The sequence below is a fragment of the Pseudomonas sp. M5A4_2d genome (assembly GCF_053345295.1).
The window spans coordinates 16,002-27,991 of the sequence record NZ_JBKEZW010000016.1; the positions used below are offsets into that span (position 1 = coordinate 16,002).

9 protein-coding genes are annotated in these 11,990 nt (G+C 60.5%); 4 read left to right on the forward strand and 5 right to left on the reverse strand.

All coding sequences use genetic code 11. The features are described from left to right. Positions 1 to 64 precede the first annotated feature (64 nt). Genes ACLBW8_RS27125 through ACLBW8_RS27135 form a run of 3 tightly spaced genes read right to left on the reverse strand, consistent with a single transcriptional unit; the run spans position 65 to position 3,826 of the window. Entirely contained in the window at positions 65 to 1,360 is a 1,296-nt protein-coding gene (locus tag ACLBW8_RS27125) for an NAD(P)/FAD-dependent oxidoreductase (protein WP_447806761.1), read from the reverse strand. Then, the gene (locus tag ACLBW8_RS27130; RefSeq protein ID WP_447806762.1) at positions 1,357 to 2,445 is read right to left on the reverse strand and encodes a polyamine ABC transporter substrate-binding protein; all 1,089 of its coding nucleotides are present in this window, start codon (positions 2,443 to 2,445) and stop codon (positions 1,357 to 1,359) included. Before ACLBW8_RS27130 ends, ACLBW8_RS27125 begins: the two co-directional genes overlap by 4 nt. A 22-nt stretch (positions 2,446 to 2,467) precedes the next feature. Continuing rightward, a complete protein-coding gene (locus ACLBW8_RS27135; RefSeq protein ID WP_447806763.1) occupies positions 2,468 to 3,826 on the reverse strand; it encodes a glutamine synthetase family protein in 1,359 nt (452 codons plus the stop codon). Between the two features lie 138 nt (positions 3,827 to 3,964). Here ACLBW8_RS27135 and ACLBW8_RS27140 point away from each other — a divergent pair, with 138 nt between their 5' ends. Together ACLBW8_RS27140 and ACLBW8_RS27145 are read left to right on the forward strand one after the other, a co-directional pair. After that, a complete protein-coding gene (locus ACLBW8_RS27140; protein ID WP_064452023.1) occupies positions 3,965 to 4,861 on the forward strand; it encodes a helix-turn-helix domain-containing protein in 897 nt (298 codons plus the stop codon). A gap of 105 nt (positions 4,862 to 4,966) precedes the next feature. Then, positions 4,967 to 7,108 (forward strand): TonB-dependent siderophore receptor, encoded by a 2,142-nt coding sequence (locus ACLBW8_RS27145; protein ID WP_447806764.1) that lies wholly within the window; start codon positions 4,967 to 4,969, stop codon positions 7,106 to 7,108. A 45-nt stretch (positions 7,109 to 7,153) separates the two neighbouring features. Here the strand turns inward: ACLBW8_RS27145 and ACLBW8_RS27150 are convergent, their stop codons facing one another. Next, a complete protein-coding gene (locus tag ACLBW8_RS27150) occupies positions 7,154 to 7,624 on the reverse strand; it encodes an Lrp/AsnC family transcriptional regulator (RefSeq protein WP_064452020.1) in 471 nt (156 codons plus the stop codon). A 123-nt stretch (positions 7,625 to 7,747) separates the two neighbouring features. On the opposite strand from ACLBW8_RS27150, the gene ACLBW8_RS27155 reads away from it, so the two are divergent. Both ACLBW8_RS27155 and ACLBW8_RS27160 read left to right on the forward strand, forming a co-directional pair. Further along, positions 7,748 to 8,992 (forward strand): methionine gamma-lyase, encoded by a 1,245-nt coding sequence (locus ACLBW8_RS27155; RefSeq protein WP_432750252.1) that lies wholly within the window; start codon positions 7,748 to 7,750, stop codon positions 8,990 to 8,992. A gap of 220 nt (positions 8,993 to 9,212) precedes the next feature. Further along, positions 9,213 to 9,902, forward strand: a complete 690-nt coding sequence (locus ACLBW8_RS27160) for a LuxR C-terminal-related transcriptional regulator (RefSeq protein WP_447806765.1) — start codon at positions 9,213 to 9,215, stop codon at positions 9,900 to 9,902. Positions 9,903 to 10,029: 127 nt separating this feature from the next. Here ACLBW8_RS27160 and ACLBW8_RS27165 read toward each other — a convergent pair whose 3' ends face one another. Further along, on the reverse strand, positions 10,030 to 11,988 hold the full coding sequence (locus tag ACLBW8_RS27165; RefSeq protein WP_447806766.1) for a MacB family efflux pump subunit: 1,959 nt from the start codon (positions 11,986 to 11,988) through the stop codon (positions 10,030 to 10,032). Between the last annotated feature and the right edge of the window lie 2 nt (positions 11,989 to 11,990).

Sequence of the window (11,990 nt, forward strand, 5' to 3'; positions counted from 1 at the left end):
CGAATGCATCGCCTGACACCCTGCATCGCGGGCAAGCCCGCTCCCACACTCAGACCGCGGCGCATCAGCTAACCCACTCGCGCAGCCGAAACCACAACATCCCCAACGCCAACAGCGGCGAGCGCAAGGCCTTGCCGCCCGGAAAAGTCATGTGCGGCACCTGGCTGAAAATATCCAGGCCCTGGCTGTGGCCGGCATGAATGGCTTCGGCTAAAAGCTTCGCGCACCAATGCGTCACGTTGAGCCCATGCCCGGAGTAGCCCTGGGCGTAGAACACATTCGGGTATTGCTTGAGCCGCCCGACCTGAGGAAAACGGTTGGCGGTGATGCCAATTTTGCCGCCCCACTGAAACTCGATGGGCGTGTTTGCCAAATGCGGAAACACCTTGAGCAGCTTCGGTTGCATATACGCGGCGATGTCCGCCGGGTCACGCCCCGAATAATGGCAGGCACCGCCGAACAACAGGCGTCGATCAGCGGAAAGCCGGTAGTAATCCAGGCCGACTTTCTGGTCGCACAGCGCGAAGTTTTGCGGGATCAATTGCTTGGCCAGCGTCTCGGATAATGGCTCGGTGGCGATGATGTAACTGCCCGCCGGCAGGACTTTACCGCTTAAGCGCGGCTCCAATTCGTCCAAATGTGCATTGCACGCCAGCACCAGGCTGGCGGCACGCACGGTGCCGCCGGCGCAACGCACCTGCACCGTGTCGCCGTGGATCAGTTCAAGCACCTGGGTGTGCTCGAAAATCCGCACCCCGAGGGACTCGGCCACCTGCGCTTCGCCCAGCACCAGGTTCAGCGGGTGCAAGTGCCCGGAGCCCATATCGACCAGGCCACCAGCATAGGCCACCGAGCCGACGACCTGTGGCATATCCTGCGGGCCGACCAGACGGGTTTGATGGGCATAGCCCATCGCCGCCAAACTGTCCTGCTCGCCTTTGAACGCGGCGAACTGCGCCGGGGTATTCGCCAACTCGCAAAAGCCCCAGCGCAGGTCGCAATCGATGGCGTGTTCGCGGATACGCTCGCCCACCAATGCGACTGAATCAATTCCGGCCCGCTCCAGGTAGCGAACGCCCTCCTCGCCTACATACTTGGCAAACCCCGACACATCGTGGCCGATACCGCGGATCAATTGCCCGCCGTTGCGCCCGCTGGCGCCCCAGCCAATGCGCCGGGCTTCCAGCAGGATCACCGAAAGCCCGCGCTGAGCCAGTTCAATGGCGGTGTTGACCCCGGTGAAACCACCGCCGATCACGCACACATCGGCGCTCAGGTCGGTGCCCAGCGACGGACGCTCAGGCATGGCATTGGCCGAAGCCAGGTAATAGGACTGGGCGTGGTCGCTGGCGTGCTTCATTTGTTGGTCTTCACTTTGCTCCAGGCGCGGGTCATCAGGCGCATGGTCGCCGGGGTCGGCGTGGTGGAAATATAGAGTTTGTCGAGCACTTCCTGAGACGGGTACACCTCAGGGTTATTCACCAGTTCCGGCGCCATAAAGGGCTTGGCCGCCGGGTTGGCGTTGGCATAACCGACCGAGGCACTGACCTTGGCGATCACCTCAGGGTCGAGCAGGTAGTTGATAAAGGCGTGGGCTTCTTTCGGGTTGGTGGCGTCGGCGGGAATGGCCAACAGGTCGAACCACAGGTTGGAGCCTTCCTTGGGAATCGCGTACGCGATATTCACGCCGTTCTTGGCTTCCTTGGCGCGGTTGGCGGCCTGGAATACGTCGCCGGAATAACCGAAGGCCACGCAGATATCACCGTTGGCCAAGTCCGAAATGTACTTGGAGGAGTGGAAATAAGTGATGTACGGCCGCAGCGTCAACAGCTTGGCCTCAGCCTGTTTGTAGTCCTCGGGGTTCTCGCTGCGCGGGTCTTTGCCCATGTAGTTGAGGATCGCCGGGAACAGTTCGTCCGCCGAATCGAGGAAGGCCACGCCGCACTCGTGCAGTTTTTTGATGTTCTCGGGTTCGAACAGCACCGCCCACGAATCGATATGGTCGACGCCCAGCACCTGCTTGACCTTGTCGACGTTATAGCCGATGCCGTTGGTGCCCCACAGGTACGGCACCGAGTGGGCGTTGCCCGGATCGTTTTTCTCCAGCAGCTTGAGCAACTTGGGGTCGAGGTTCTTGAAGTTCGGCAACTGCGAGCGGTCCAGCTTGAGGAACGCGCCGGCTTTCACCTGGCGCGCCAGAAAGTGGTTGGACGGCACCACCACGTCATAACCCGTGCGCCCCGCGAGAAGCTTGCCTTCCAGGGTTTCGTTGGAGTCGAACACGTCGTAGACCACTTTTATACCGGTCTTGGCCTGGAAATCGGCCAGGGTGGTATCACCGATATAATCGGTCCAGTTGTAGACGCTGACCGTCGGCGCGGCCTGGCTTGCACTGCTGAACGCCGCCACCAGAGCCAGCGGGAGAAGCTTTTTCACAAGACGCATATCGACACCCCTTTTAGTTTTTTTAGACGCTCAACAGCAGGAACTCACGCTCCCAGGAACTGATCACCCGCTTGAAATTCTCATGCTCGGCGCGTTTGACCGCGACGTAGCCGCGCACGAACTTGTCGCCCAGGTACTGCTTGACCGTGTCGCAGTCCTCCATCCGTGCCAGCGCATCTTCGAGGGTGAACGGCAGGCGCAGGTTGCGGCGTTCATAGGCACGGCCTTCCACCGGCGCGCTCGGGTCGATCTGTTCGATCATGCCCAGGTAGCCACACAGCAAGCTGGCGGCAATCGCCAGGTAGGGGTTGGCATCTGCGCCCGGCAGGCGGTTTTCCACGCGCATCGCGTCGGGGCTGGAGGTCGGCACGCGCAAGCCGACGGTGCGGTTTTCTTCGCCCCACTCGACATTAACCGGCGCCGAGGTGTCCGGCAGGAAGCGGCGAAATGAGTTCACATTGGGAGCGAACATCGGCAGCAGCTTGGGGATGTACTTTTGCAGGCCACCGATGTGGTGCAAAAACAGTTGGCTCATCTTGCCGTCGGCGTCGACGAATACCGGCTTGCCCGTGGCAATGTCCACCACGCTCTGGTGCAAATGCATGGCGCTGCCCGGTTCGTCGGCAACTGGCTTGGCCATAAAGGTGGCCGCCACGTTGTGCTTGAGCGCGGCTTCGCGCAGGGTGCGTTTGAACACGGTGATCTGGTCGGCCAGGTCAAGGGCGTCGCCGTGGCGGAAGTTGATTTCCATCTGCGCCGGGCCGTCCTCGTGGATCAGCGTATCGAGGTCCAGGCCCTGGAGTTCGCACCAGTCGTAGACGTCTTCGAACAGCGGGTCGAATTCGTTGGCGGCGTCGATGGAAAACGACTGGCGCCCGGTTTCAGCCCGACCGGAACGGCCTACAGGGGTTTTCAGCGGCAGGTCCGGATCTTCGCAGCGCTGGGTCAGGTAGAACTCCATTTCCGGCGCGACAATCGGCTGCCAGCCCTGGTCGGTATAGAGCTGCAGGACTTTTTTCAGCACGTTGCGCGGCGACAACTCGATGGGGTTGCCCTGCTTGTCGAAGGTGTCGTGGATCACGATGGCCGTAGGCTCGATGGCCCACGGCACCACGTACGTGGCGTTGGACACCGGGCGGCAGATCATGTCGATGTCGGCCGGGTCGAGCAGGTCGTAGTAGATATCATCGTCGACAAAGTCCCCGGTCACCGTTTGCAGCAACACACTTTCCGGCAGGCGCATGCCTCGCTCATGCAGGAACTTGTTGGTGGGCGCAATCTTGCCGCGTGCGATGCCAGTCAAATCACTGATCACGCATTCGACTTCGGTAATCTTGTGTTCTTTCAGCCAGGCGGACAGCTGATCGAAGGGGGCGTTCATAAGGACCTCGTCATGGGTTGGATGCGGCGTCGGCTTGTACTCTCGGCGCATTGAGGTCTATCTTGATGCCGCCGCACGTCGGTATCTATCCACTTTGCACGAACCATAACGCACCAATAGAGTGCGCCCAGGTTACCCATGACACAGGCAACAGCTTTGCGCGTACAGGCCTTCACCACCGGTGATGTGGCCGCTCAATGCAGTGCGACACCCGGTTGGGTGCAGCAGTACCAGCAGATGTCCCCGGGGCATTTTGCCGGGCAGATCCGCTACCTCGACCTGCAAGGGGTACAAGTGTACGAAGAGTGCATGAACACGCGCGTGGAACAGCACTTCAATGCCCCGCCGGGCGCGTTGGCGTTCTGTTTCGACGGCAGCGACAACGCGCTGTACATGCTCAATGGCGAAAGCCGCAACACCTGGATCACTCCGGAGAATTACCGTGAAGTGGCCGTCGTGTTCGGCCCGCAGTTCGTCCAGCGCCATGGGCTGGACGTGGCGAAACTGGAAGGGTTGTTCATGGCACCGCTGACGTGCCAGCAGAACGCGCTGTTCACGCGCTGGCTCAGCGGCACCCTCACACGGTTGTCCGCCACGCTCGACCCGATCAGCCGCGACACCCTCACCCAACAGTTACTCGACGATTGCCTGTTCATTCTCGACAACGCTTGCGTGTGCCTGGACCGTAGCTCGTTACAGCGCCGCAGTGCAGAACGCCAGTTGATGGCGCGCATCGGCGAGTGGGCAGCGGATGCGCCGGATGAAACCGTCAACCTGTTGGAGCTGGCGCAGATTGCCGGCGTGCCGCTGCGTCAATTGCAGCAAGGGTTCAAGACCTACACCGGGATGAGCCCGGCACAGTGGTTGCGCCTGCGGCGTTTGAACGGGGCTCGACGCGAACTGCTCAATGCCACCGACACCACCGTGGCCGAAGTGGCGATGAACTGGTCGTTCTGGCATTTGGGGCGGTTTTCCAACAGCTATCGGGCGTTGTTCAAGGAACTGCCCAGCGAGACCCTCAAGCGCCACGGTTGACCCACCGTCAACCGGTGGCCGAGTCCGCGCTTTGCATCTTGTAAAACCTCACACATACCCCTAGTTTATGCGCCCCCCTGCCCTGCGCTTTAAGGCCCTGCCCCCATGGTGTTGCGTTTTAGTCCCGTCGTCACTTCACGTTTTGCCCTTGGCTTGCTGCTCAGTGGCGGTATCGGTAGCAGTCCAGCGGCTGACATAGAACTGCCGGCGGTACAGGTCCAGGGCCAGGAGGAATCGGGCTACCGCACGGACACCGCTTCGGTCGGCGGCTTCAGTGAAGCCCCCTTGCTGGACACCCCGGCGTCAATCACGGTGATCAACGCCGCACTGATCAAGGACCAACAAGCGCGCCTGCTCAGTGAAGTGCTGCGCAACGATGCCTCGGTGGGCGACAGCTATGCGCCCATCGGCTACTACGAAAACTTCGTGGTGCGCGGCTTCTCGCTGAACGCCGCGAGCAGCTACAAGATCAACGGGCGCACCATCACCGGCGAACAGAACGTCGCCCTGGAAAACAAGCAGCAGGTGGAAGTGCTCAAGGGCCTGGCCGGTTTGCAAAGCGGGATTTCCGAGCCCGGCGGCGTGATCAACTACGTGACCAAACGCCCGGAGAATGTACGTTCGGTGACGGTGTCTACCGATGACCGTGGCAGTGGCTATATCGCCACCGATGTCGGCGGCTGGTTTGGCAGCGAACAGCAGTTTGGCCTGCGCGCCAACGTCGCCCACGAAGACCTCAATGCCTATGTGGAACATGCCAATGGCCAGCGCGACTTTGTGTCCCTGGCCTTCGACTGGAACATCAGCCCCGACGCGCTGCTGCAACTGGATGCGGAATACCAGAACAAGCAACAGCGCTCGGTGCCGGGTTATCAACTATTGGGCGGAACGCAAGTGCCGCATGACGCTTCGCCAAAGAAACTGTTGGGCCACCAGAGTGGTTCCCATCAGGTCGGTATCGACTCGTTGAACCTCAACGGCAAGTTTGAATACCGCTTCAGCGATCAGTGGAAAGGCAGCGTGAGCGCGGCGCGCAGCCAGGTGGTGATTGATGACTACAGTTCGTTTGCGTGGGGTGGAGACACTCAGGGCGTCGGCAATTACTTCACCCCCGAAGGCAACTACGACATCTACGACTACCGCAGCCCCGACGACACCCGCCGCAACGATGAAGTCCAGGCCGCCATGACAGGGCTATTCGAAACAGCTGGCCTGGGCCATGAGTTGACCTTCGGCACCAGTGCGTTTCGCCGGGTGATCGACAAACGTAAGTCAGTCAATGAGTGGATCGGCAGCGGCAATATCTATGAGGATGCGCCCACCTTCACGCCTACCGATAAACCCCTGAACGACAGCCACCGCAACCTCGACAGCCGCCAATACGGGCTGTTCGTCACCGACCGCATCCGTTTCAACGAGCAATGGCAGACCATCCTCGGCGGTCGCGAAGTGCGCCTGGATGAAAAAGCTTTCGATGAGAATGGCAACGAGTCACGCCACACCCAGCAATACGTGTTCCTGCCTCAAGCCTCGTTAATCTACAAACCCGTGGAAAATATCTCGCTGTACACCAGCTACAGCAAGGGGCTTTCGCTGGGCGGCACTGCGCCGTGGTTCGCCAGTAACAGCGGGGACACCTTGGCACCTACTGTCTCGCGGCAAATCGAAGCCGGCGCTAAATATGACTGGCGTCGCATCAGCTTCGCCGCCGCCGTATTCCAGACGCGCCAGGCTTATCAGTACGCCCGGCCCGCAGGCGACACCTTCACCTACGTGCAACAAGGCGAACAAAAAAACACTGGCCTGGAACTGTCCGCCAACGGCTGGGCCACCGACCGCCTGCAAATCGCAACCAGCGTGGCGGCGATTCGCGCGCGGGTGAACAACAGTGGCACGCCAGATTATGAAGGCCACCAGGCGATCAATGTGCCCACACTGCGCGCCAGTGTGTACGCCGACTACGCGTTGCCATGGATGAATGGTTTAGCGCTGCTCGGCGGCGTGCAATACAGCGCCAGGAAATACGCCAACCGCACCGGCAACGTGGAGGTGGGCGATTACGCAGTGGTCAATGTCGGCAGCCGTTACACCACTAAAATCGACGGTTATGAAACGGTGTTTCGCCTGAGCGTCGACAACCTGTTCGACAAGCGCTATTGGCGCGATGCGGGCGAGTACATGGGCGATGACTATCTGTTCCAGGGCGCACCGTTGACGGCGCGCCTGAGTGCTTCGGTCAACTTCTGAGGGGGGCGGACAGCGGGTCGTCAACCCGGGCAGCGGCGCAAAGCCTCAGCCCGGTAGCGGAATCACCCGTAACCGCCGTACCGACTTGTAGGAAAAACTCGAATAGATCTCTTTGACGCAAGGCAAGGTCTGCAACACCTCCCGCGCAAACTCGCCAAACGACTCCAGGTCCTTGGCCACTACCTCGAGTAAAAAGTCATAGCGCCCCGACACGTTATGGCACGCCACGATCTCGGGAATGTCCAGCAATCGTTGCTCAAACGCACGGGCGATTTCCTGGGTGTGGCTCTCCATCATGATGCTGACAAATGCCGTCACGCCATACCCCAGCGCCTTGGGCGAGAGGATCGCCTGATAGCCGCTGATCACCCCGCTCTCCTCCAGGTTGCGCACCCGTCGCCAGCACGGCGAAGTAGTCAGGGCAACACGGTCGGCCAACTCGGCCACGGTCAGGCGGGCATTGCCTTGCAATGCGTTTAAAAGTGCTTTGTCGGTGCGATCCAGGCTGACGGGCATAGCTTGCCTCTATTCATTATTTTTATGGATATTTCGTCCCTTAATCCGGGATTTTCCTGCCAATGTTGCAACGTTCATCTGTGGTTATGAGCATAGCATTGTAGGAAATAAGGAGCGCCCGACATGAACAATAAACACAACACATTCGGCTTTTCCACCCGCGCTATCCACCACGGTTATGACCCCAAGGACCATCACGGCGCGCTCGTGCCGCCGATCTACTTGTCCGCCACGTTCGCTTTTCCCACGGTTGAATACGGCGCTGCCTGCTTTGCCGGTGAAGCCAGCGGCCATTTTTATACGCGTATTTCCAACCCGACCCTGGCGCTGCTGGAATCGCGCATGGCGACCCTGGAAAACGGTGAGGCGGCCGTGGCCTTCAGTTCCGGCATGGGCGCGATTGCCGCGACGTTCTGGACCCTGCTGCGCCCGGGCGATGAAGTGATCGTCAGCCAGACCCTCTACGGTTGCACCTTCGCCCTGCTGCACCACGGCATCGGTGAATTCGGTATCAAGGTGCGTCATGTCGACCTCACCGACCTGGCCGCCCTGCGCGCTGCACTCACCCCCGCCACCCGCATGATCTACTGTGAGACCCCGGCCAACCCCAACCTGCGATTGGTGGATATTGCCGCCGTGGCCGACCTCGCACATCAGCAGCCCAACGTCACCGTGGTGGTCGACAACACTTACTGCACGCCTTATCTGCAACGCCCCCTGGAGCTGGGGGCCGACGTGGTGGTGCACTCGGCCACCAAATACCTCAGCGGCCATGGTGATATCACCGCCGGTATCGCCGTGAGCAATCAGGCCCTGGCGCAACGCATCCGCCTGCAAGGGCTCAAAGACTTGACCGGCGCGGTGATGTCGCCCCAGGACGCCTCACTGTTGATGCGCGGCCTCAAGACGCTGGCCCTGCGCATGGACCGCCATTGCAGCAACGCCCAGGCGGTGGCCGAAGCCTTGCAGGCGCACCCGGCCGTGCAGTGGGTGACCTACCCCGGGCTGCGCTCTTTCCCACAATACGAATTGGCGGCACGCCAGATGAAACTGTCCGGCGGCATGATTGCGTTTGAACTCAAGGGCGGCATCGAGACCGGTCGGCGCTTTATGAATGCCCTCGGGTTATTCACCCGCGCAGTCAGCCTGGGCGATGCCGAGTCGCTGGCCCAGCACCCGGCCAGCATGACCCATTCCACCTACACCCCGGAAGAACGTGCGCAACACGGTATCAGCGAGGGCCTGGTGCGGCTGTCGGTCGGGCTTGAGGATGTCGCCGACCTGCTGGCAGACATCCATCAGGCGCTGGCCAAATGCAGCCGCACTGCGCCGCGTCGGGCCTTGATCGATACGCACGCCATGAAGTAAGTCCTGTGTTTGATGTAATCATTTCCCACAAACGGTGGTCGGACTGGTCCGACCGCCGTTATGCGTTTTTAATCTGATTTTTTCCAGATTGGATCCCCATGCTTTTGCCAGGCTGTACTAGCATAGGTTCTCGGCGGGAGCATTATCACTGTAGGTTATTCACCTTGGTTACCTTCTTGGACCCCGTCGTTATAAGGCTGAATACCGACATTTAAAACTCATGGACGAACTGATGAACTCACACCTGTTCCCCCATATAGGCAAGGTCATCGCCAGCACCGGCAGTCGCCATTTCCCGCGCATGCTGCATGACCTGATCCTTACTCAACTGGCAGTGGACGCCACCCATATCACCCAATTGCGGGTGAGTGCCGAGGGGCACACCCGACGCCGGATCAGCCCGGTCTACACCGACTCGGTGGCGGCTTTGGGCGCAGAGCAACCCGCCGCACAACTGCACCTGACGCGCCGCAAGGACGATGTGCGCTACGTGCTGTCGGTGTATCGCTCGCATCAGTCCGAGAGCTTTTCGGCGCAGGAACGCAACATGCTGCAGGACTTCTCCACGCTGTTGCTGCCCATGGTCGAGAAGCACATCACCGCCATTCAGCCCGGCCGCCAGAGCAACGACGCAGCGGAGCCGGAAAAACAAGGCATCGAAACCCTGCGCCGACGCATCGAAGAACGCCTGGTGCAATCGGGGCTGCGCCTGTCCAACCGTGAACTTGAGGTGTGCGTAGGCCTGCTGGCCGGGCGCACTGCGCCGGAGTTGGCCGAGCAATTGACGTTGAAGGTCAACACCATCGAGAGCTACCTCAAGCGCGCGGCGATCAAGCTGGGGATCAGCGGGCGGCACTCGTTGTTGCGGTGGATGTACGCGACTGAGGAAGGGATAGCCACGCCGCTTTAACTCAGCGCAAAATCCGGTGGGAGCTGGCTTGGCGGCGATGGCATCGATTGAGTCTTAATGACCATCCGCGGTGCCTGCGTCGCAGCCAATCCAGCTCCCACACCTGATAACGGTTGCTTGAGCGAAATCAGTCCCTTGCAAGCGCCTCAATCGGGTCCAACCGCGCCGCGTTCCTTGCGGGCACAAAGCCAAACACAATCCCGATCATCGTCGAACAGGCAAATGCGGTGACGATAGACCCCAGGGAAAACACCATTTCCCACTCCTTCACAAACAACGAAAACAGATAGCCGATCGCAAACGACAGCGAGATACCAATCATCCCGCCGATCAGGCAGACCATCACCGCCTCCACCAGGAACTGTTGGCGGATGTCCGACTGCCGCGCGCCCACGGCCATGCGTATACCGATTTCACGGGTGCGCTCGGTGACCGACACCAGCATGATGTTCATCACCCCGATACCACCTACCAGCAACGAAATGACCGCGATCAGCGACAACAGCAGCGCCAGGGAGCGGCTGGTTTTCTGTACGGTCTGCATAATGCTGTCGAGGTTATTGGTGAAAAAATCCTTGGTGCCATGGCGTTGCAGCATGAGTTTATTGACGTTGTCTTCCACCACCTTGCTCGGCTGGCCGTCCTTGATGCGCACGGTGATGCTGTCCAGATGGCGCTGCCCCAACAACCGCCCCGCCGCCGTCTCATACGGGACCCACACGTTCAGCGCCTTGCTGGCGGCGAACATGTTTTTGTTGTCAGCCGTCACGCCAATCACCGTGCACGGCAGGTTGCCTACCAGGATCACCTGGCCCAACGGGTCAACGTTTGGCCCAAACAGACGGTGCCGGGTGTTGTGGTCGATCACCACCACCTGGGCCTGGCGCCGCGCGTCGCTTTCACTGAAGGCAATCCCGGCTTCCAGTTTCAGCCCCTTCACGGTGAAGTAACGGTCGCTGACCCCATTCACCTGCGCATCCACGTCGATATTGCCGAAACGCAACAACAGGTTGCGGCCGACCACCGGCGTGGCGCTGTCGACGTAGTACAGTTGGTTCAACGCCTCCACATCCGACGGCATCAGTGTCTCGATGGCCGAGGCGCGACTGTCACCGAAACTGGTGCCGGAAAAGATGTCGATGGTGTTGCTGCCGATGGCCTGGATGTCCTTGAGCACATAGCGCTTGGCGCCTTCGCCAATGGCCGAAATCGACACCACCGAGGTGATGCCGATGACGATGCCGAGCATGGTCAGCAAGGTGCGCATGCGGTGGGAAATCAGCGCCACCCAGGCCATGTTGAACGCTTCCTTGAACAACCCCAGGCTCGCCACCAAACGCCGGGCGCCGCTGCGCTTGGACTCGATCGGGGCCTCGCTGGGCAGCTCCAGGCCGACACTGTCATTGGCCTTGTCGCTGACAATCTCACCGTCGCACACCTCGACAATGCGCTGGGCATTCGCCGCCACCTTCGGGTCGTGGGTGACGATAATCACCGTGTGCCCGGCGGCGTGCAGTTCAGCAAGGATACGCATAACCTCCTTGCCGCTGTGGGTATCGAGTGCGCCGGTGGGTTCGTCGGCGAGAATCACCTCGCCGCCGTTCATCAACGCCCGCGCGATACTCACCCGTTGCTGCTGCCCGCCCGAAAGCTGGCTGGGCCGGTGGGTGGTGTGCCCGGACAGGCCCAGGCGCGTGAGCAATTCCCGCGCCCGGCTGTGGCGTTGGGTCTCCGGTGTGCCGGCGTAGATCGCCGGCATTTCGACGTTATGCAATGCACTCAGGTGCGCGAGCAAATGGTAGCGCTGGAAGATAAAACCGAAGTAGTCGCGGCGCAGCTCCGCCAACTGCTCATCGCCCAGTGAGCGGGTTTCGATACCATTGATCTTGTAGCTGCCGGCGGTGGCGTAATCCAGGCCGCCGAGGATGTTCATCAGGGTCGACTTGCCCGAGCCCGAGGCGCCGATGATCGCCACCATTTCCCCGGCATGAATGGTCAGGTCGATACCTTTGAGCGCAATGAACTCACGCTCGCCGGCCATGAAAGTACGGGTGATGCCCTTGAGTTCCAACAGTGGCTGGGTCATGC

Coding starts and splice junctions, on each gene's coding strand:
- ACLBW8_RS27130 (WP_447806762.1), bottom strand. CDS start 2,445: ATGCGTCTTGTGAAAAAGCTTCTCCCGCTGGCTCTGGTGGCGGCGTTC.
- ACLBW8_RS27145 (WP_447806764.1), top strand. CDS start 4,967: ATGGTGTTGCGTTTTAGTCCCGTCGTCACTTCACGTTTTGCCCTTGGC.
- ACLBW8_RS27135 (WP_447806763.1), bottom strand. CDS start 3,826: ATGAACGCCCCCTTCGATCAGCTGTCCGCCTGGCTGAAAGAACACAAG.
- ACLBW8_RS27155 (WP_432750252.1), top strand. CDS start 7,748: ATGAACAATAAACACAACACATTCGGCTTTTCCACCCGCGCTATCCAC.
- ACLBW8_RS27140 (WP_064452023.1), top strand. CDS start 3,965: ATGACACAGGCAACAGCTTTGCGCGTACAGGCCTTCACCACCGGTGAT.
- ACLBW8_RS27150 (WP_064452020.1), bottom strand. CDS start 7,624: ATGCCCGTCAGCCTGGATCGCACCGACAAAGCACTTTTAAACGCATTG.
- ACLBW8_RS27165 (WP_447806766.1), bottom strand. CDS start 11,988: ATGACCCAGCCACTGTTGGAACTCAAGGGCATCACCCGTACTTTCATG.
- ACLBW8_RS27160 (WP_447806765.1), top strand. CDS start 9,213: ATGGACGAACTGATGAACTCACACCTGTTCCCCCATATAGGCAAGGTC.
- ACLBW8_RS27125 (WP_447806761.1), bottom strand. CDS start 1,360: ATGAAGCACGCCAGCGACCACGCCCAGTCCTATTACCTGGCTTCGGCC.